This is a genomic window from Pigmentiphaga litoralis (assembly GCF_048632615.1).
In the GTDB taxonomy this organism is placed as follows: Bacteria; Pseudomonadota; Gammaproteobacteria; order Burkholderiales; family Burkholderiaceae_B; genus Pigmentiphaga; species Pigmentiphaga litoralis_B.
This window is the reverse complement of sequence record NZ_CP184479.1, coordinates 609,823-628,073: the sequence shown is the minus strand read 5'-3', so window position 1 is coordinate 628,073 and position 18,251 is coordinate 609,823. Positions and strand designations below refer to the sequence as shown.

18 protein-coding genes, 1 tRNA gene and 4 pseudogenes are annotated in these 18,251 nt (G+C 63.7%); 15 read left to right on the top strand and 8 right to left on the bottom strand.

The window, feature by feature from the left end:
- Positions 1-110: 110 nt before the first annotated feature.
- From ACNANG_RS02845 to ACNANG_RS02835, 3 genes are all read right to left on the bottom strand, one after another.
- Positions 111-983 carry an amidohydrolase family protein gene (locus ACNANG_RS02845; RefSeq protein WP_420225905.1) on the bottom strand — a complete coding sequence of 291 codons (873 nt, stop codon included), beginning with the start codon at positions 981-983 and terminating at the stop codon, positions 111-113.
- A gap of 218 nt (positions 984-1,201) precedes the next feature.
- Positions 1,202-1,900 carry a 4-carboxy-4-hydroxy-2-oxoadipate aldolase/oxaloacetate decarboxylase gene (locus ACNANG_RS02840; protein ID WP_420225904.1) on the bottom strand — a complete coding sequence of 233 codons (699 nt, stop codon included), beginning with the start codon at positions 1,898-1,900 and terminating at the stop codon, positions 1,202-1,204.
- Between the two features lie 199 nt (positions 1,901-2,099).
- Positions 2,100-3,077, bottom strand: a complete 978-nt coding sequence (locus ACNANG_RS02835; RefSeq protein WP_420225903.1) for a Bug family tripartite tricarboxylate transporter substrate binding protein — start codon at positions 3,075-3,077, stop codon at positions 2,100-2,102.
- Between the two features lie 204 nt (positions 3,078-3,281).
- Between ACNANG_RS02835 and ACNANG_RS02830 the strand changes: the two genes are divergently transcribed.
- The 6 genes and pseudogenes from ACNANG_RS02830 to opgC all read left to right on the top strand — a co-directional run bounded on the left by ACNANG_RS02830 (position 3,282) and on the right by opgC (position 8,662).
- Positions 3,282-3,596 carry a LysR family transcriptional regulator gene (locus ACNANG_RS02830; RefSeq protein ID WP_420225902.1) on the top strand — a complete coding sequence of 105 codons (315 nt, stop codon included), beginning with the start codon at positions 3,282-3,284 and terminating at the stop codon, positions 3,594-3,596.
- The gene (locus ACNANG_RS02825) at positions 3,569-4,198 is read left to right on the top strand and encodes a LysR substrate-binding domain-containing protein (protein ID WP_420225901.1); all 630 of its coding nucleotides are present in this window, start codon (positions 3,569-3,571) and stop codon (positions 4,196-4,198) included. The genes ACNANG_RS02830 and ACNANG_RS02825 overlap by 28 nt, the downstream gene beginning before the upstream one ends.
- Before the next feature lie 82 nt (positions 4,199-4,280).
- Positions 4,281-5,042: an endonuclease/exonuclease/phosphatase family protein gene (locus ACNANG_RS02820; protein WP_420225900.1), complete on the top strand. Its 762-nt coding sequence runs from the start codon at positions 4,281-4,283 to the stop codon at positions 5,040-5,042.
- Positions 5,039-6,282: pseudogene (gene clsB, locus ACNANG_RS02815) on the top strand (cardiolipin synthase ClsB). Before ACNANG_RS02820 ends, clsB begins: the two are co-directional and overlap by 4 nt.
- A gap of 16 nt (positions 6,283-6,298) precedes the next feature.
- On the top strand, positions 6,299-7,270 hold the full coding sequence (locus ACNANG_RS02810) for a lysylphosphatidylglycerol synthase domain-containing protein (protein WP_420225899.1): 972 nt from the start codon (positions 6,299-6,301) through the stop codon (positions 7,268-7,270).
- Positions 7,271-7,315: 45 nt separating this feature from the next.
- On the top strand, positions 7,316-8,662 hold the full coding sequence (opgC, locus tag ACNANG_RS02805) for an OpgC domain-containing protein (protein WP_420225898.1): 1,347 nt from the start codon (positions 7,316-7,318) through the stop codon (positions 8,660-8,662).
- On the opposite strand, the gene ACNANG_RS02800 is transcribed toward opgC, so the two are convergent.
- Entirely contained in the window at positions 8,579-9,334 is a 756-nt protein-coding gene (locus ACNANG_RS02800) for an SGNH/GDSL hydrolase family protein (RefSeq protein WP_420225897.1), read from the bottom strand. The two genes, opgC and ACNANG_RS02800, sit on opposite strands and share 84 nt — an antisense overlap.
- A 192-nt stretch (positions 9,335-9,526) precedes the next feature.
- Between ACNANG_RS02800 and ACNANG_RS02795 the strand changes: the two genes are divergently transcribed.
- From ACNANG_RS02795 to ACNANG_RS02785, 3 genes are all read left to right on the top strand, one after another.
- Positions 9,527-10,003, top strand: coding sequence for a hemerythrin domain-containing protein (locus tag ACNANG_RS02795; RefSeq protein ID WP_420225896.1), 477 nt, complete (start codon positions 9,527-9,529; stop codon positions 10,001-10,003).
- A gap of 82 nt (positions 10,004-10,085) precedes the next feature.
- Positions 10,086-10,162 (top strand) — tRNA-Met (locus tag ACNANG_RS02790).
- Between the two features lie 144 nt (positions 10,163-10,306).
- Entirely contained in the window at positions 10,307-10,690 is a 384-nt protein-coding gene (locus ACNANG_RS02785) for a hypothetical protein (protein ID WP_420225895.1), read from the top strand.
- A 64-nt stretch (positions 10,691-10,754) separates the two neighbouring features.
- Here the strand turns inward: ACNANG_RS02785 and ACNANG_RS02780 are convergent, their stop codons facing one another.
- A complete protein-coding gene (locus tag ACNANG_RS02780; protein ID WP_420225894.1) occupies positions 10,755-10,913 on the bottom strand; it encodes a hypothetical protein in 159 nt (52 codons plus the stop codon).
- Positions 10,914-11,293: 380 nt separating this feature from the next.
- Between ACNANG_RS02780 and ACNANG_RS02775 the strand changes: the two genes are divergently transcribed.
- The 6 genes and pseudogenes from ACNANG_RS02775 to ACNANG_RS02750 all read left to right on the top strand — a co-directional run bounded on the left by ACNANG_RS02775 (position 11,294) and on the right by ACNANG_RS02750 (position 15,506).
- A complete protein-coding gene (locus ACNANG_RS02775; protein WP_420225893.1) occupies positions 11,294-11,752 on the top strand; it encodes a hypothetical protein in 459 nt (152 codons plus the stop codon).
- 53 nt (positions 11,753-11,805) lie between these two features.
- Positions 11,806-12,033, top strand: coding sequence for a Nif11-like leader peptide family natural product precursor (locus ACNANG_RS02770; RefSeq protein WP_420225892.1), 228 nt, complete (start codon positions 11,806-11,808; stop codon positions 12,031-12,033).
- Positions 12,034-12,245: 212 nt separating this feature from the next.
- A complete protein-coding gene (locus ACNANG_RS02765; RefSeq protein WP_420225891.1) occupies positions 12,246-13,214 on the top strand; it encodes a GGDEF domain-containing protein in 969 nt (322 codons plus the stop codon).
- 37 nt (positions 13,215-13,251) lie between these two features.
- Entirely contained in the window at positions 13,252-13,446 is a 195-nt protein-coding gene (locus tag ACNANG_RS02760) for a hypothetical protein (RefSeq protein WP_420225889.1), read from the top strand.
- Between the two features lie 141 nt (positions 13,447-13,587).
- A pseudogene (dusA, locus tag ACNANG_RS02755) lies at positions 13,588-14,612 on the top strand (tRNA dihydrouridine(20/20a) synthase DusA).
- 144 nt (positions 14,613-14,756) lie between these two features.
- Positions 14,757-15,506: a hypothetical protein gene (locus ACNANG_RS02750; protein ID WP_420225888.1), complete on the top strand. Its 750-nt coding sequence runs from the start codon at positions 14,757-14,759 to the stop codon at positions 15,504-15,506.
- 9 nt (positions 15,507-15,515) lie between these two features.
- Here ACNANG_RS02750 and ACNANG_RS02745 read toward each other — a convergent pair whose 3' ends face one another.
- The 3 genes and pseudogenes from ACNANG_RS02745 to wrbA all read right to left on the bottom strand — a co-directional run bounded on the left by ACNANG_RS02745 (position 15,516) and on the right by wrbA (position 18,243).
- Positions 15,516-16,964, bottom strand: a complete 1,449-nt coding sequence (locus tag ACNANG_RS02745; protein ID WP_420225887.1) for an FAD-binding oxidoreductase — start codon at positions 16,962-16,964, stop codon at positions 15,516-15,518.
- Between the two features lie 201 nt (positions 16,965-17,165).
- Positions 17,166-17,564: pseudogene (locus tag ACNANG_RS02740) on the bottom strand (DUF2069 domain-containing protein); the annotation flags it as partial.
- Between the two features lie 68 nt (positions 17,565-17,632).
- Positions 17,633-18,243: pseudogene (wrbA, locus tag ACNANG_RS02735) on the bottom strand (NAD(P)H:quinone oxidoreductase).
- Positions 18,244-18,251: the final 8 nt, after the last annotated feature.

Sequence of the window (18,251 nt, the reverse complement as noted above, 5' to 3'; positions counted from 1 at the left end):
GCGGCATTACACCGGGCGGGCGTCTGGAAAAGCAGGTGCTGCCAACTGCGCAAGACAGGCAGCACGGTCGGCACGTCAGGCAGCGCACCGGGGCGCGCCACCCCAGAGCCTTACAGCGGGTCGAATCCGTACAGGCGCTGCGGATTGTCCACCAGCAGCTTTTGACGCAGTTCCGGCGTGTCGCAGAAGTCCAGCATCAGGTCGACCAGTTCACCATCATTCGGCATGTCTTTCGAGATGTTTGGATGCGGCCAATCGGTGCCCCACAGCACGCGGTCGGGCGCGGCTTCGATCAGTGCGCGCGCAAACGGCGCGGCATCGGCAAACGGGCGCTTGCCCACCGACACGCGTTCGCCGCCACACACCTTGACCCACGCCAGCGGATTCTTCATCAGCTCGAGCAGGCTCTTGAACGGCGCCTGGTCCAGGCCCTTGGCGGCCTGCACGCGGCCCATGTGGTCGATCACGAAGGGCACGTTGATCTGATTGATGCGGTCGCTGTAGGTCAGGATGTCCTGCGCGTCCAGGTGCAGCACGACGTGCCAGCCCAGGGGCTTGAGCTTGCCGACGATCTTGTCGAAGACGTCCAGGTCCGGGGCGCCGCCCAGGTGCTGCACGAAGTTGAAGCGCACGGCGCGCACGCCGCCGTCATGCAGGGCTTGCAGTTCTTCGTCGGTGGTGTCGCCATCGACGATGGCCACGCCGCGATAGCGGCCGCCGCTGCGCGCAATGGCGTCGAGCATGGCGGTGTTGTCGGTGCCGTGGCAGCTGGCCTGCACGATCACGGCGCGCGACAGACCCAGGTGGTCATGCAGGGCCATCAATTGTTCGAACGGAGCGTCCGGCGGCGTATAGCTGCGGTCGTCGGCGTACGGGAACACGGCGGCCGGGCCGAACACGTGGCAGTGGGCGTCGCAGGCGCCCGCGGGCAGGGCTTCGCGTGGCTTGACGGGATTGGGATCGGGAGCAGCGCAGGTTTTCATGACGAGGTCCTGAAATGACTGAAATGACGGAAGGGGATGGAGGAGCGAAGGCAGGCGGATCAAGCCAGCCTTGAAGCGACACGGCGGGCGACACAAGGCATGTGGACCAGGCGGTCTGCTCCGCGGCGTGCTGCTAGCCGTCCTGAGAACGAACCGGACGACCGTGACCGCCGACAGGGCAGGCTGCAGGCGGCTGGCGCCTGCCGTCCACCGGGCGATTACTTGGGCAGGTCGTCCAGCGAGTCGTAGTACTTGAGCCCGGCTTCTTCCAGCTTGGGGCGCATCTTGTAGATGTCCAGGCCAAGCTCGCCGGACGCCAGGCGCGCACGCTTGCCTTCCTCTTCGGAGGCGCGCTTTTCGGCCTTGGCCAGCACGGCGGCGATCTGGCTGTTCGGCACGATCACCACGCCGTCGTCATCCGCAACGACCGCATCACCCGGGGTGACGAGGCCGCCGGCGCAGACGACGGGAATGTTGACCGAACCCAGCGTGGCCTTGACCGTGCCGCGCGGGTTGACGGCCTTGGACCAGACCGGGAAGTTCATGTCCTGCAGGGTCGCGATGTCGCGCACGCCCGCATCGATGATCAGGCCAACCACGCCCCGCGACTGCAGGGACGTTGCCAGCAGGTCGCCGAACATGCCGTCGCTGTTGTCGGTGGTGCAGGCCACGACGAGCACGTCGCCCGGCGAGCACAGCTCGACCGCCACGTGCAGCATCCAGTTGTCGCCCGGCTGGGCAAGTACCGTCACAGCGCCGCCAGCGATCGATGCGCCCGGGTAGATCGGCCGCATGTAGGGCTTGAGCAGGCCGACGCGGCCCATGGCTTCGTGCACCGTTGCCGAGCCCAGCTTGGCCAGCTTGGCGGCGGCGCCTTCGGGCAGGGCGGGTTTGTTCTTGACTGCGACTCCGATCATGGCAACTCCGAGGTCACTGAGAATGGTGGAATGGCGCGCGCCGGAGAGGTGCCGGCGGCGAATTGAATGGGGGCAAAGCGGACTGCACCACCCGGGGACAGGGCGCGAGGGAAAGCGCGGCATCACCCCGCGGGCGGGTAAACCAATACGGGAAACACGATGCCCGCGCCCGGTCTGCCCGGACGCGAGGCATCACGCATTACATGAGCTTTTCGATCTTGGCCGTGTCGATCACCTTGCGCCACTTGTCGATTTCGGTGACGAGGTACTTCGAGAACTCTTCCGGCGTGGTCGTTTGCGGCGTCAGGCCCAGTTCGGTCAGCTTTTTGTTGGTAGCGGGATCGGCCACCACTTCACGCACGGCCTTGTTCAGGGTCGCGACGATGGCGGGCGGCGTGCCCGTCTTGACGGCAATGCCGTTCCACGAGGTCGCGACGTAATTGGGCACGCCCGATTCGGCGATGGTCGGAACGTCCGGGAACATGGGGTTGCGCTTGGCCGAACCAATGCCGATCACACGCAGGTCGCCGCTCTTGATGTTGCCGATGATGGCCGGCACCGTTTCGAACATGACCTGGACGTTGTTGCCGCGAACCGCAGACAGCACTTCGCCGCTGGACTTGAAGGGGACAACCGGCACGCTCAGGCCCGACGTGGTGCGGAACAGTTCAGCCGACAGTTGTTGCGTACTGCCGACACCGATCGTGCCGATGTTGAAGCCATCGGGGTTCTTGCGGGCGCTGGCCATGGCGTCGGCAATGGTCTTGACCGGGCTCTTGCCATCCACTGCAGCCACGATGTCGAACGAACCGATCAGCGACACCATCTGGAATTGCTTGACGGGGTCGTACGGCAGCGAACGGAACATCGACGGGCTGACGGCGCTCTGGTTGCTGACCAGGAACAGGCTGTAGCCATCGGCGTCGCCGCGCAGCAGGTTCTGCGCGCCGCTGATGCCGCCCGCGCCGGGATAGTTCTCAACCACGACGGCCTTGCCCAGCTTTTCCGCCAGGCCTTGCGCCACCACGCGCGCGGTCACATCCGCCACGCCGCCCGGGCCGAAAGGCACGACGATGCGCAGGGGTTTGGTGGGGTAGTCCTGGGCAATGGCGCCAGTCGTAGCGATCATTCCCAGGGCAAGGCCTGCGCACAGGCGGGCGAGCATAGAGCGTTTCATGTCTTCCTCTTTTGATGGACGCCGGCGCGGATCTGGTGCGGAGCACGGTCCTGCCGACCTTCTCGAATTGAATTGTCGTCGACAAAGGTGTCGTCAATACCTCGATTGTGGACCCATATCATCCTTCATAATAGACAATCCTCTACTATCTGTTATGTTTAAAACGAATGATCCTCTCTCGAAGGGTCATCATTGGAGCACACCATGGATCTGCGGCAGCTGGAATGCTTTGTCCGCGTCGTCGAACTGGGCAGCGTCACCCGGGCAGCCATCACCCTGAATCTGTCGCAACCCGTGGTCAGCCGCCACGTCAGGCAGCTCGAAGTCGAACTGAAGGAACATCTGTTGTCGCGCAATGGCCGGGGGTTGCGCCTACCGATGCGGGCAAGCGCCTGCTGGAACGCGGCAGGGGCATCCTGCACCAGGTCGAGCTGGCCAAACAGGAAGTCGAAGAGCGGCGCGCGTCGCCCAGCGGCAAAGTGGTGGTGGGCATGCCGCCCAGTGTGGGCAAGGCCATGACCGTGAATCTGGTGACGCAGTTTCGCGAGCATTACCCCAAGGCGTCGTTGGGCGTGATCGAGGCGCTGACGGTGTCGATGCATGAATGGCTGCTGCTTGGCCGCCTAGACTTTGCGCTGTTGTACAACCCGCCGATCAGCCAGCAGGTCATCACCGAACACGTGTGGGATGAAGACCTGTATCTGATCGGCGCCGACGTGCCCCATCGTCCCATGCCCGCTCAAGTGCCCATGGCCGACCTGCCCGCGTGGCCCGTCATCGTCCCAAGCCAGCCAAACGCGCTGCGGAATCTGGCCGAAGTGGAATGCGCGCGGCTGGGCGTCAGACTGAACATCACGCTCGAAGTCGATTCCATTGAGTCCCTGCTGGACCTGGTCGACCGGGGCATGGGCTACGCGATCCTGTCCCGTAATGCCATCTTTGGCCGTGCGCAGCGACCCAACCTTCGCGCCGCGCATATCGTCGCGCCGAATCTCGTCAGCCGTCTGGTGATCGCTTCGTCGGCGCAGCGGCCCCTGACTCGGCTTGCGCAGGGCACGATGGAACTGATCAAGGCGCAAATCCTGGCCGGCGGCCTGCAGGGTGATCGCCGCGCGTCCTGAGCCTTGGCTGGACACTCCCTTATTGCTGAGCAGGAATGTTTTTTGCGCAGCCCCGTCGTGCCACTTTTACCGAGCGAGGCTTATGTCGGAGACTACCCAGCCCTTGACCATCCGCATCCTGACGGTCAACACGCACAAGGGGTTCACTTTTTTCAATCGGCGGTTCATTTTGCATGAGCTGCGCGATGCCGTGCGCAATGTGTCAGCCGACGTGGTGTTCTTGCAGGAAGTGCTCGGCACGCATGACAAACACTCGAACCGCTACACCAACTGGCCCGAGGTCTCGCAGTACGAATTCCTGGCCGACACCATCTGGACGGATTTCGCCTATGGCCGCAATGCCGTCTATCCGGCGGGCCATCACGGTAATGCCTTGCTGTCGAAGTTTCCTATCCTGCGTTACGAGAACCGCGATGCATCGATCAGCGGACCGGAGCGCCGCGGCCTGTTGCACTGTGTGCTGAAAGGGCCGAACGATATCGAGATCCACGCCATCTGCGTTCACCTGGGACTGCAGGAAGGGCACCGCCGGCAGCAGCTGGAGATGCTGTGCGAACTGATCCGCGCCGAAGTGCCAGACAACGCGCCGCTGATCATCGCCGGCGACTTCAACGATTGGCGCATGCGCGCCGGGCAGATCCTGAAGCAAGGTGCCGGCCTGGAAGAGGTGTTTGTCGAAGCCCATGGGCGCGAGCGCAAGACCTTTCCGGCGCGCTTTCCCTTGCTCGCGCTCGATCGCATCTATGTGCGCAACGTGCGCATTCACCAGCCGGTGGCGCTGAGCATGCGCCCGTGGTCCCATTTGTCGGACCATGCGCCGCTGGCCGCGGAGTTGACGCTATGAAATGGGAATGGGTGCCGGGCAACCGGATCCGCCTGCTGGAAAACGGCGAGGCATTCTTTCCACGTGTGTTCGAAACGATTGCGAACGCCAAGAAGGAAGTGCTGCTCGAGACCTTCATTCTGTTTGAAGACAAGGTGGGGTACGAACTGCGCGATGTGCTTATCGCAGCGGCCCGCCGCGGTGTCGAAGTACTGGTGACGGTAGACGGCTATGGATCCAGTGAACTGACGCCCGAGTACCTGGCGTCATTGACGACGGCAGGCGTGCGCTTCCATCAGTTCGACCCCCGCCCCAAGGTGCTGGGGATGCGGACCAACGTGTTCCGGCGCATGCATCGCAAGATCGTCGTGGTCGATGGCGAGATCGCGTTCATTGGCGGCATCAACTATTCCGCCGAGCACCTGGGCGATTTCGGCCCGCAGGCCAAGCAGGACTATGCGGTCGAAGTCGAAGGCCCGATCGTTGACACCATCCACCGGTTTGCGCGTGCGGTGCTGACGCAACCCGACCGCCGCCGGCGCTGGCGGGGCCGTGCCGATACCCCGCCGGTCGCGCAGAACCGCGAGACGGCGGGCGACGCCCAGACGCTGTTCGTGACGCGCGACAACGATCGCCATCGCACCGACATCGAACAGCATTACCGCATCGCGATCCGCGCCGCGCGGCAGGAGATCACGATTGCCAATGCGTATTTCTTTCCCGGATACCGGCTGCTGCGGGACCTGGCCAAGGCGGCCAGGCGGGGGTGAAGGTCACCCTGATCCTGCAGGGGGAGCCCGACATGCCGATCGTGAAGGTAGCCGCGCACCTGCTGCACGACTACCTGCTGTCGGCGGGCGTGACCATCTACGAATATTGCGAACGGCCCCTGCACGGCAAGGTGGCTTACGCGGACGATGAATGGTCGACGGTGGGATCGAGCAATCTGGACCCGCTCAGCCTCTCGTTGAACCTTGAGGCCAATCTGATCATTCGTGACAAGCCGTTCAACGCCGTGCTGCGCGAACGGTTGCAGTATCTGGTGGCCCACCACTGCAAGAAGATCGAGCCGGAACCCGGCCGCCGCCGTTCCATCTGGCGCCTGACGCTGGGGTTCCTGGTGTTCCACGTGCTGCGCCGTTTCCCGGCGTGGATAGGCTGGTTGCCGGCCCACACGCCACGTCTGGCGCGCGTGACGCCGCCTCCGCAGGCGCTGGCCGAAAAGGCCGATACCGAGCGGGGGGCCACATGCGAATCGTGATCGCAGGGCGTCAGCCATGACCGAAGCGGTGCATCCGCAAGCCGGGCAGGGCGCCAAAAACCCCTGGTGGCCCTGGGCCAAACGGCTACTGACAGGGGTCTTCTTCATCCTGGTGATCTGGTTGCTGGTGACGCAGGCCAGGTCCGTGGAATGGGGAGAGGTGCGCGAATCCATCACGGCGTACAAGACGTCAACGCTGGCGCTCGCGGTGCTGCTGGCCGCGGCCAGCCACTTGCTGTTCAGTTCCTTCGACCTGCTGGGCCGCCTCTATACCCGACATGGATTGAGCAAGCTCAAAGTGCTGCTGGTTGCGTCCATCAGCTATGTGTTCACCTTGAACCTGGGTGCGCTGGTGGGCGGCGTGGGCTTCAGGTATCGCCTGTACACGCGGCTGGGCCTGGACAAGGGCGTCATCACGCGGGTGTATGCGCTGAGCGTGATCACCAATTGGCTGGGCTACTTCGTACTGGGCGGCGCCGCGTTCCTGTTCGCGCCGATCGATGTCCCCGACGGATGGAAGGTCGGGTCGACGGCACTGCAGGTCTTGGGCGCCGCGCTGCTGGCGATCGCCATGGTGTATTTTTGTCTGTGTGCGTTTGCCAAGAAGCGCACCTATACGATCCGCAAGCAGGAGCTGACGCTGCCCAGCTTCCGGCTGGCGGCAACGCAGTGCGTGATTTCGGTGGTGAACTGGTCCGTGATGGCCAGCATCATCTACTTGCTGTTGCAGCAGAAGATCGAATTCACCGCCGTGCTGACGGTGCTGCTCATGAGCGCGGTGGCCGGCGTGCTGACCCACGTGCCCGCGGGCCTGGGCGTGCTCGAAGCGGTGTTTATCGCCATGCTGGGCGACCGGATGCCGGCCTCTGCCCTGTTGGCCGCCTTGCTGGCCTACCGGGCGATTTACTATCTCATTCCTCTGGTGATCGGAACGGTGGCCTACGGGATAACCGAAGCCCGCGCCAAGAAGATGAAGCAGGCGGGCTGATGCCTGCCGCCTGCGATTTGACCGAAAAGACCTTTGCCCGTGACCATGCCGATTTCCGCAACCCCCTCCCATTCTTCTGCCGTTGCGTCGGTCGGCATGGCCGTGCCGCCCACGGCGGGGCGGTCACGCCGCTGGGAACTCGATGCGCTGCGGGGGCTGATGCTGGTGCTGATGCTGTCGACGCACCTGCCGACCTTCTTTGCCTTGCCCCTGGGCCAGCCCTTCGGATTCGTGTCCGCGGCGGAAGGTTTCGTGATGCTGTCGGCCTATATGGCCGGACTGGTCTACACGCAACGATCCATGAAGGAAGGCATCCCCGCGATGCGCAAGGCCTTCCTGCGCCGCGCCATGGTCGTCTACCTGTGCCAGGCGGCGTCGTTGCTGTTCCTGTTTACCGTGATCGCCTGGCTGGGCATGACCTTCGATCAGGCGGCCGCGCGCAACCTGATTTCGTTCTACCTGGCCCATCCGGGCACCGGGCTGTGGGCCTCCTTGCTGCTCATCTACAACCCGCCGCTGCTCGATATCCTCCCGATCTACGTGATGTTCATGCTGCTGAGCCCGTGGGTGCTGGCCTATGGCCTGCAGCACGGCTGGCGGGCCATTGCGGCATTGAGCGGCGCCTTGTGGGTGGCGACGCAGTTCGGGCTGTCCAGGGTGCTGTATGACTGGCTGGTCGCCCTGACGGGTCTGTCAGTGCCGTTTCGCGAAACGGGGTCGTTCGAGACCTTCGCGTGGCAGGCCCTGTGGATTTTTGGCCTGTGGATGGGGGCCCGGCACGCACAGACGCCTGCCGAGGCGCGCGGCGAATTTCCGCGCTGGCTGGTCAATGCGTCCATCGTGGTCGCCGTGGTGTTCTTCATCTGGCGTCACCTGACCGGCCAGGAACCGTTTCCGATGGGCCATCCAATCAACTTCGTCTTCGACAAGTGGCACCTGGGCCCGATGCGGCTGATCGACTTCTTCGCGCTGATGATCCTGGTGATCCACTTCGAATCGTGGCTGAAATCCCATGCGCCCAGGCTGAAATGGCTGGAGACCATGGGCGCCGCGTCCTTGCCGGTGTTCTGCGCGCACCTGGTGCTGGTGTTGCTGGCACTGGCGCTGTTGGGCGAGACAAACCCCGACCGGCCGCTGTGGATCGACCCGGTCATGTTCGTGGTTTGCATTATCCTGCTGTACGGCGTGGCCCGTGTCGTTCTGGCATTCGAGTCCCGCGCGCCCCGAAAAAAGCCGGCTTGGAGCCGGCTGTTGCAGGAGGCGCGGACGGGCGGGGGCAGGCCGTGGAAGCCGGCGCCGCCCCGCGGGCTAGCGTGCCGCCTGCTGCGCCGCCGGCGCCACCGGCGAATCCAGATGCGCCGAGATGATGTTGCGCCACAGGGCATAGCCTGACGCATTCAAATGCAGGTCGTCTTCGCGGAAGAGTTCGCCGCGCGGCTGCCCTGATGCGTTCATCATCGGCGTGAAGATATCGATGTAGTCGGCGTTTGCGACCGACTGCGTATACGACTGGATCATGGCGTTGGTTTCGCGAATCTGCGGCAGCAGCTGCGTACGCGACGGGCTGGGCTTGATCGAGATATACACAATGCGTGTGTCGGGAAGCGAATCCCGCACGCCTTCGACGAAATTCGAAAAGCTTTTCAGCACGTCCTGCGGAGTCAGGCCTTCGGCCAGATCGTTGTCACCCGCATAGACCAGCACGACCTTGGGTTTGTACGGCGTGACCAGCTTCTGCAGGTGGGTTGCACAGTCCAGCATGCGCGAGCCGCCAAAGCCCCGCTTGAGGACCACGGGCAGCGACTTGAAGTCGGTTTCCAGGTCGTTCCACATACGGATGGACGAGCTTCCGACGAACAGCACACCGCCCGGCTTGGGCGCATGCAGTCTGTCTTCAGCGGCAAAGGCCGCAAAGCTGGCGTCCCAGCGGGTATCGACCGCGGGCCGGCTGGCGGGCGGTGCATTGACCGCGACAACGGTCTGGGCATGGGCAAGAGGAAATCCGGCAAGTCCGAACACGGCGGAAAGCGTGCACGTCAGGGCAATACGGCGAATCGTCGTCATTCAGTACCTTGTGATGGCGGGGAAGGAGAAGATGGCCGGGCTGCTACGAGCCGGTCTCCCATCATAGGACTAAGGCATTGAAAAGAAAAAGAAAATTTGAGCCGATGTCGCAATGTTGCGAACGCTGCGAGGCAGGGGGCGGGCACGCCGATTGCTAGTTCATCCGTGTCGAAACCTACTCAGGAGCATTCCATGAACAAGTCTTCCATCCCCGCAGGTCAGAAGGTCGCCCTCAGCTTGTTGCTTGACGATCACCGCAAGGCCAAGAAGCTGTTCAAGGCGTTCGAGGACGCCAAGGACGACTCCGAAAAGGAAAGCATTGCACGCGAAGTCTGTATGGAGCTGACCGTGCACACGCAGCTGGAAGAGGAACTCTTCTATCCTGCGCTGCGCAAGGCCGATGACGTGTTTGCCGACATGCTGGACGAAGCTGAAGTGGAGCACGCCAGCGCCAAGGACCTGATTGCCCAGGTCGAAGGCATGCATCCCGGCGACGACCTGTACGACGCCAAGGTGACCGTTCTGGGCGAATACGTGAATCACCACGTCGAAGAAGAAGAGGAAGAGATGTTTACCAAGGTGGTCAGCAAGAAAGTAGACCTGAAAGAACTTGGCGAACAGATGAAGGCCCGCAAGGAAGAACTGATGCAGGCGGCCATGGCAACCTGATCGTTTTTGTATGGGCCATGGGCAGGGCGGTCGCCCTGTCCAAGCAGCCGATGCAAAACTAGTGTAATATTCATTTCTCAGACGCGGGGTGGAGCAGTCTGGCAGCTCGTCGGGCTCATAACCCGAAGGTCACAGGTTCAAATCCTGTCCCCGCAACCAGATCGTCAGAACGGCCTTGGTGCTTACGCATCAGGGCCGTTTTGTTTTGCGGGCCGATCTCTCGCTGACACGCGGCACAGCCACTGTCGGCACGGGTCACGGATGAGCAGAAAACCGCATCAGCAGGTTGCAGAATGGAGGCATATGGGGCGGGTGATCAAGGGGATCGTGGCGGTTGGCGGGCTGGCGGTGGTCGGCTGGATTGCCAGTGTGCTGCTGGCGGACACGCCCGAAAAACACGCCGGGCGGGTCGACGCTGCAATCTTGCGCCAATGCCAAAACGCGATCCGCAGTCTGGCGCGCTTCGGCGATTCGGACCGGCCGGGTCCCGCGGTAGGTGCGCGCAGCGAAGGGCGCATCACCTTTGAATGGCCGGATGGCAGCTTCTACTTCCTGCAGGGCGACAACACCCGTGCACCGCAGTCCGCCCGCTGTATCGCGCGGCTGGACACGCAAACGATCATCTTCCTGCAGCTGCGCGACAAGGTAATCGTCAATGACATGGCGGCGCTGACATCCACCCGCTGACATTCCTTGCCAAGTTCCGCGCGGTGGATGCCGCCGGGAAGGTCCCGGCCCGTCAAAAGGGCGATCAGCTACCCAGGGGCATCCGCATCAGCGCATCCGATGCGTTGCGTTCTTGAATGTCCGCGGTCTTTGCCGCTTTACAGAGGCCCAGGGCCAAGAGAAGTGCCATTGCTGGAAAAGAAACTGCAATGAGCGCTATGACCAAGAATGTTGATGCATGCATGTCTCGCTCCTCATATTTTTTGTGATGGTGCGATTCCAATATAGACCTGTGCGCCCTTGGATGATGCTCGGGACTTCCCTGTAGTTGTTACAGGGTGACGGCAAACTGCCACCACAGGATTAAGGGCTTACACCAAGCCTTCCCCGCGTTGGTGCATAACCGGCGGTTATTATTCTCACAGATACTCTCATTGCGCTCCCGTTGCGCGGATCAAAGAGAGGTATCGGCCGACCTAGACCTTGAGTTTGTCTGAGCAAGTTGCAGTCCCACACAAGCGCTTGCCATGCAGAAACGATGGCCCCCATAGAATGCAGACTGGAGTGTTCCCTTAAGGGTGTCCCATGTCTCAAGTCTCTCGTGTCATTCCATGCGCACGCCAAATGGTGACCGGCCTTGCTGCCGCCGTCGCTGTCGTTGCAGGCGCTCCGGCCTACGCACAACCCGTCGATCAGGTCTGCCAGAAAACGCTGAACGGCATCAGCATTTGCGACGTTGCGCGGGATGTCGCGAGCAAGACGGCGGCGCAGCTGACGCCTGCAACGCCCCCCGCCACACCGCCGGGCGCCACGCAAGCCATGCGGTACACACGCGTCTATGCGCAAAGCAACCAGGTGGTGCTGGTCGGCCAGCTTGCGTCGGACCCCGTTGCCATGGCCCAGGGCTTTGCGTCGTCGGGCAAGACGCTGGATCAGGCCCGCGAAGACATGATCCAGGCAGGACGCCAAAGTGCGTGCGCACCAGCATCGCGGCCCTTCATCGATGCGGGCGGCGCCATCCGCATGACCGTGAATTTTCCGGACGGCTCGCCGTTTATGGACACCGTTTACGCGCGGTGCTGACGCCAGTGGGGTTGCGCTCCTACAATCCGGCATTCATGCCCCGGAGCGCGACCATGTCACAGCAACACGTCCAGGATTTTTTCCGGCTGCTTCACGACGACCCGCATCTGGCCGAGCGGGTGCACGATATTCCTGACGCGGCCGATGCGCCCGGCCGCCTGCTCGAAATCGCCGCGTCGGTCGGCCTGCCTTTTACGCTGCGCGAGCTGTATGCGGAACGCGATCGCGATCGTGCCGGATTCCAGGCCTGCGTGCCGGCGATATTGCGACGCATGACGTAAGAAATTAACGCGATTCTCACCCTCGAACCGAACTGACAGCTATATGCGGATTTATCGCTTGTGCTGTCTTTCAAGACCTACGTATTAGCGGCTAGTATGTCGGCTGCGCGTCGTCGAGAAACCGGTTAATGAACGGATTGTTGGGCCGCCGCCGTCGCCGGATCATCAGCGCGATGTGTGCATGTGCCGGGGTGGTCGTAGGATTGCTGTGGATGTTCGAAACGAGTGCGGGACTGATCTCGCCCTTCGATCGGTACGGCTATCCTTTCCTGCTCGCCCTGTTCGTGGGGGGCATGGTCACCATCGTCGCAGCGCCGCGCTATCGCGGCCTTGCCGAAGTCATCGTCTATACGGGCGCGTCCATGTACTTCATTGGCGCGCTGTTTTCGTTCACGGTCATCCAGGCCGACAATCGCATCTACACGGTCGCCAACACACTGCAATGGATGCCCATCATGTACGTGGCGGCGTTCGTGCTGTTCCGCCATCGCGTCGCCATCCTCATGTCGGTCAGCATATTCGTGCTTGCGATGCTGCCCAGCGTGATCATCCTGGGCCTGTACGGTCCGGCCTACTGGGACATGACGGTGGCCGGCCTGCTGATCAACGCCTACACGGCCCACGTCCTGATCCTGATTGCGCTGTCGCTGGTCGCGGTGCTGGACCGTGAATACGAACGCGCGGCCCTGCTGGCGCGCAGCATGGAAACGGCGGCCCTGACGGATGGATTGACCGGGGTGGCCAACCGCCGTGGCCTGGACCAGGTGTTCACGGGGCTGTCGAAAAAACCTGGTGTGACGGTCGGCCTGATCCTGGTCGACGTGGACCATTTCAAACGCGTCAATGATATCTATGGGCATCTGGTCGGCGACGAGCTGTTGATCTATATCGTTCGCCATATCAGCGATCAACTGAGCGCCACCGACGTGCTGGGCCGGTGGGGCGGAGAAGAATTGCTGGTGGTGTCGGTGGGTGTGGACTATGACGGCACTGTGGAACTGGCCGAACGCATACGCGCCGTGATCTTTGCGTCGGCCCATCCGGTGGCTGGCCGCGTCACGGTCAGCGCGGGGGTGACGGTATGGACCAGCGGCACGCCCGTTGCCGACGCGTTGCGCCAGGCGGACAAGGCGATGTACTGCGCCAAGACCCTGGGGCGCGATCGGGTCGAGGCCCTGTAGCACAATGCGGCTTGGCACATAGAACCGGGATCGCTCGATGATCAAGACAATCTGCGTATTGATGGCGGTGTTGGTGGGGTGCGCGGGCTGCATTTCCGTGCCCGCCGGCGGCTCGCCCACCCCCGCTCCGGCATGCCCGTTTGGCCAATCCAGCGGCAGCTGCGCGCCCGATCGCGACAGCAACTTCTGCCCGCCAGGGGACGCGCGCAAGGGGGCGTGCAAGGTGCGTTGAGGGGCGTGGCGCAACAGCGCTTATGGGAGTGCCCACGCGCACGGTAAACTTGCGGGTTGTCCGCGCTTGACCTGGCAGAATGCTTTGACACTTTCACACCCTCCGCTCGACGGGCGGGATTGGCGCCTGTGCGTCGCACCCATGATCGACTGGACTGACCGGCATTGCCGCTTCTTCCATCGACTGCTTGCGCCCCGCGCACGCCTGTACACCGAAATGATCACCACCGGCGCGCTGGCGTACAGCGATCCGGAACGTCACCTCGACTTCGACGCATCCGAACATCCGGTCGCCCTGCAACTGGGCGGCAGCGAACTGGATGCGCTGGCAACGTCCGCCAGGATGGGGAGCGGTGGGGGTATGACGAGATCAACCTGAACTGCGGCTGCCCGTCGGAACGGGTCTTGAAGGGATCGTTCGGCGCCTGCCTGATGGCGGACCCGATGCTGGTGGCGGACTGCTACAAGGCGATGCGCGATGCGGTGGATATCCCGGTCACGCTCAAGCACCGGATCGGACTGGATAAGAACGAGTCCTACGAGTTCGTGCGGGATTTCGTGGGTGCGTCGTTCGACGCCGGCTGCCGGGTGTTTATCGTGCATGCGCGCAATGCCATCCTGAAAGGCCTGTCGCCCAAGGAAAATCGCGAGATCCCGCCGCTGCGGTATGACGTCGCGCGCCGCCTGAAGCGGGATTTTCCGGATGCGGTGTTCGTGTTGAACGGCGGCTTGCGTACGGCCGATCAGATCGTGGAAGAACTGGCGCCGCATGAAGGCGTGACGCTGGATGGCGTGATGATCGGGCGCGAGGCCTATCAGCGTCCGCGGTCCTTGTCGGAGATGTCGGCGCGCCTGTGGCCTGATGTGCCGTTACCGTCCGATGAAGAGGTCGTGGATGCGATGACGGCTTACACGGCGGCCCGTATTGCGGCGGGGGAACCGCTGCGGTGCGTGACGCGGCATATCCTGAACCTGGTGAATGGACAGGACGGCGCCCGGCGCTGGCGGCAGATGCTGTCGGATAACCGGCTGCTGAACCGCAATGACGCCCGGCTGATTCGGCAGGCCTTTGATACGGTGGTGGCGGCAGGTCGCGATAGGGCGGCGGAAAAGCGGGAGTATCTGCTGGCCGCCACCCAGTCCGCAGCAACGTCGTCGGGCGGTTGACGCTGGGGCGGTGTCCTGTCGTGTGATCGGAAAAAGTCGTACGTAATGTCCCGGCTTTTTCGGACTTGAAGACCGGGGCAGGTCGGCGATACTGCCGGACTCATCGGCCATCAGGCCGGCTACTTCCCCGTACAAGGACACTTCATGGCTCAGATCGTTTGCGTGCTCGGCAACAAGGGGGGCACCGGCAAGACGACGCTGTCGCACATGATCGCGCATGGCATGGGGCTGCTGGGCAAACGTGTCGTTTGCGTGCTGACCGACATCGAACGCGAACGCCTGTCGAAAGAAGGCCGCAAATACTTGCCTTTCGACGCGCGCGAACCGGAAGTGCTGGGGGAAGTCATTACCACGTTGAATCATGTCGATGAGTGGTTCGGCGTGATCGACGGCGGGGGTAACCGGTCTGACATGGACAGCCACCTGGCGTCCCTGGCGGATCTGGTCATTCTGCCGTTCCGGGATTCGCACGAGGATATCCGCACGGTGCTGCGCGACCTGGAATGGCTGCCGCGGGCCTGGGCGCTGCCGTTCCAATGGCCCACCAATGCCTGGTCGCGCGATGCGGCCAACAAGTCGGTCGAGATGTTCATGGGACACTACCAGAACCGGATCCTGGATCCGATTCCGGCGCTGTCTTCGACCAAGCTGCTGCTGCAGGACGAGGTGCCGACGCGGTTGCCGGCAGCCTTGAACAGCGCCTGTCGGATCCTGGCCATGCAGGTGTTCGAGTTGCTGGGGGTGGATTTCGAAAGCCTGCCGGATGACTCGGTGCCGGTGGGAGGCGCGGTGGCCGGCGCGGCGCCTGCGACGGCCAAGGCCAAGTCCGCGTCGTCCAAGGCCACACAGCTTGCGGCCGATCCGGCGCTATCGGCGGCGCGCCGCAGCGCGTGATCCCGGCGGTCAGTCGCCCGTTACCGCGCTGTCCCCATCCCCCGTCCCGACCAGCACCTTGCCCGGGTTCATCAGGCCCTTGGGATCCAGTGCGTCCTTGATCCGCCGCATCAGGGCCATTTCCAGCGGACTTTTGTAGCGCAGCAGTTCGTCGCGCTTGAGTTGCCCGATGCCATGTTCGGCGCTAATCGATCCCTGGTGCGCGTGCACGCTGTCATGCACCACGCGGTAGACGTCGTACTGCCGGGCCAGGAAGTCGGGCTCGGTCATCGTGTCGGGGCGCGTCAGGTTGTAGTGCAGGTTCCCATCGCCCAAGTGGCCGAAGGTGATGTTGCGGGCCCCGGGAATCAGGTTCTGCAGCAAGGCATCGGTGGTGCGGACATAGGCCGCGATCCTGGAGATCGGCACCGAAATGTCATGCTTGATGTTCTTGCCTTCGGCCGATTGCGCAAGCGAGATGCTCTCGCGCAGATGCCATAGCGCGCGGCCCTGAGCGATATTGGCGGCCACGACCACGTCCTGGACGAGGTCCGCTTCCAGCGCGGCTTCAAGGACGGTTTCGAACCGCTCGCGGCCGTGGGCTTCGCTTTCGCTGTCGGACACTTCGAGCAACGCAAACCAGGGTGACGCAGGCAGAGGCAGCGACTGCTGCGGGAACATGCGGACGACCAGATCCAGGCTCACGCCCGACATGACCTCGAAGCCGGTCAGCGACGCGCCAAACCCCGCGCGCGACCGCGCCAGCAATGCCACGGCGTCGTCCATGGACCGCAAGGCGACGAGCGCGGTGCAGACCGCGACCGGCAACGGATAGAGGCGCAGCGTGGCCGCGGTGATGATGCCCAGCGTGCCTTCGCTGCCGATGTACAGGTCGCGCAGGTCGTAGCCAGTGTTGTCTTTGCGCAGTCCGCGCAGGCCATCCCAGATTTCGCCGTCGGGCGTGACGACTTCCAGGCCCAGTGCCAGTTCACGTGTGTTGCCATACCGCAGCACCTGCGTGCCACCGGCGTTGGTCGCCAGGTTGCCGCCGACCGTACAGCTGCCTTCGGAGGCCAGGCTGAGCGGAAAGAGGCGGCCGGCGTCGCGCGCGGCCTGCTGCACGTTCTGCAGGATGCAGCCGGCTTCGACGGTGATGGTGTCGTTGTCGGTATCGATGGCGCGGATCTGCTGCAGGCGCTGCAACGAGATGACCACCGCGCGGCCCGAGGCATCGGGCGTGGCCGCGCCGGCAAGACCGGTATTGCCCCCTTGCGGGACCACCGGCACGCCGTGGTGGGCGCAGTACGTCATCACGGCAGCGACTTCCTGGGTCGAACCCGGCCGCAAGACGGCCTGCGCGGCGCCTGTATAGCGCTTGCGCCAGTCGGTCAGGTAAGGCGCGGCGGCGTCGCCAGTCAACACGTGATCCGCGCCGATGCGGTCGGCCAGGGCCTGCAGCAAAGAGGTCGAAAAGGTCATGACAAGGTAGCCCGAATGAAGGGTGGCTCGGCGGGGCAGGCGGGGGATCGCATGGTCATCGGCGGGTCAGTCCGATTCGGCCCGGGATGCCGGAACACGCGGCGACGCCGATGCGGGTGCAGCCGGGGCCGGGGCAGGGGGCGGTACCGACCCGGGCGTTGACGCAGCGGCAGCCGCCTTCGCAGCGCGTTCCGCCACGTTTTTCGCCTGCTTGTGCGCGCGTTTGGCCGGGCGGACATACAGCACCGCGCACCAGAAGAACACGGTGGACAGCAGCACCTCGATCCACGCCACATTGGCCGAAAAACCCGGATCGCTGGTGGCGCGCACGATGCCTTCCATGAAGTACAGCAGCATCAGCATCGACGCCCATTGGTAGGTATACAGGTTGCCGCGCAGCACGCCCCGCAGGGGCAGCAGCAGGGGCAGCGCCTTGAGCGCCAGCAACGTGCCGCCCGGGCGCACCGGCGCCAGCACGGTTTCCCACAGCACGCACAGCACGATCAATGCGATCAGCGACACCGAGGCGCCCAGCCGCAGGCCAGGATTCAACCGGGCGGGCGAACGGGGCGGCAGCCCTTCCGGGGCGCCGGCTGGCATCCCGGTGGTCACGCGTGGTTCGTTCACGCGTTCATGGCCCATGGGTTCGTCATTCACGCGATCGTCGTTCATGCGTCGCCGCGTTGCCGGCCGAGGTGCAGCGCCCGTGCGGTTTGCGCCAGGCGTGTTCCGAGCACCTGCGCCAGGTGTTTTTCGTCGGCGCTGATGGGCAGGGTGTTATCCACGCCCGCCACGTGCGACGCGCCGTACGGCGTGCCGCCTGTACGCGTGCCCATCAGCGCCGGTTCGGAATAGGGCAGGCCTACCATGACCATGCCATGGTGCAGCAGCGGGATCATCATCGACAGCAAGGTGGCTTCCTGACCGCCATGCATGGACCCGGTGGACGTGAACACCGCCCCGGGCTTGCCCGCCAGCGCGCCACTCAGCCAGGCCGAAGTGGTGCTGTCGATGAAGTGTTTCAGCGGCGCCGCCATGTTGCCGTATCGCGTGGGCGAGCCCAGCGCCAGGCCGATGCAGTCGTCCAGGTCGTTCTGCTCGACATAGGGCGGACCGTCGTCGGGGATGGCCGGCGCCGTGGCTTCGCAAACGGCTGACACGGGGGCACGGTCCGCAGGCGAGCCGTGACGCCCGGCACCCGTTCGACCCCCAACGCGATCTGTTCGGCCAGCTGGCGCGTGGCGCCCTGACGGCTGTAGTACAAGATGAGAATATTCATAGGCCTGT

Bases quoted from the DNA above. Each gene is read 5' to 3' on its own strand.
- ACNANG_RS02845 (WP_420225905.1), bottom strand. From the start codon at position 983: ATGAAAACCTGCGCTGCTCCCGATCCCAATCCCGTCAAGCCACGCGAA.
- ACNANG_RS02840 (WP_420225904.1), bottom strand. From the start codon at position 1,900: ATGATCGGAGTCGCAGTCAAGAACAAACCCGCCCTGCCCGAAGGCGCC.
- ACNANG_RS02835 (WP_420225903.1), bottom strand. From the start codon at position 3,077: ATGAAACGCTCTATGCTCGCCCGCCTGTGCGCAGGCCTTGCCCTGGGA.
- ACNANG_RS02830 (WP_420225902.1), top strand. From the start codon at position 3,282: ATGGATCTGCGGCAGCTGGAATGCTTTGTCCGCGTCGTCGAACTGGGC.
- ACNANG_RS02825 (WP_420225901.1), top strand. From the start codon at position 3,569: ATGCCGCCCAGTGTGGGCAAGGCCATGACCGTGAATCTGGTGACGCAG.
- ACNANG_RS02820 (WP_420225900.1), top strand. From the start codon at position 4,281: ATGTCGGAGACTACCCAGCCCTTGACCATCCGCATCCTGACGGTCAAC.
- ACNANG_RS02810 (WP_420225899.1), top strand. From the start codon at position 6,299: ATGACCGAAGCGGTGCATCCGCAAGCCGGGCAGGGCGCCAAAAACCCC.
- opgC (WP_420225898.1), top strand. From the start codon at position 7,316: ATGCCGATTTCCGCAACCCCCTCCCATTCTTCTGCCGTTGCGTCGGTC.
- ACNANG_RS02800 (WP_420225897.1), bottom strand. From the start codon at position 9,334: ATGACGACGATTCGCCGTATTGCCCTGACGTGCACGCTTTCCGCCGTG.
- ACNANG_RS02795 (WP_420225896.1), top strand. From the start codon at position 9,527: ATGAACAAGTCTTCCATCCCCGCAGGTCAGAAGGTCGCCCTCAGCTTG.
- ACNANG_RS02785 (WP_420225895.1), top strand. From the start codon at position 10,307: ATGGGGCGGGTGATCAAGGGGATCGTGGCGGTTGGCGGGCTGGCGGTG.
- ACNANG_RS02780 (WP_420225894.1), bottom strand. From the start codon at position 10,913: ATGCATGCATCAACATTCTTGGTCATAGCGCTCATTGCAGTTTCTTTT.
- ACNANG_RS02775 (WP_420225893.1), top strand. From the start codon at position 11,294: ATGGTGACCGGCCTTGCTGCCGCCGTCGCTGTCGTTGCAGGCGCTCCG.
- ACNANG_RS02770 (WP_420225892.1), top strand. From the start codon at position 11,806: ATGTCACAGCAACACGTCCAGGATTTTTTCCGGCTGCTTCACGACGAC.
- ACNANG_RS02765 (WP_420225891.1), top strand. From the start codon at position 12,246: ATGTTCGAAACGAGTGCGGGACTGATCTCGCCCTTCGATCGGTACGGC.
- ACNANG_RS02760 (WP_420225889.1), top strand. From the start codon at position 13,252: ATGATCAAGACAATCTGCGTATTGATGGCGGTGTTGGTGGGGTGCGCG.
- ACNANG_RS02750 (WP_420225888.1), top strand. From the start codon at position 14,757: ATGGCTCAGATCGTTTGCGTGCTCGGCAACAAGGGGGGCACCGGCAAG.
- ACNANG_RS02745 (WP_420225887.1), bottom strand. From the start codon at position 16,964: ATGACCTTTTCGACCTCTTTGCTGCAGGCCCTGGCCGACCGCATCGGC.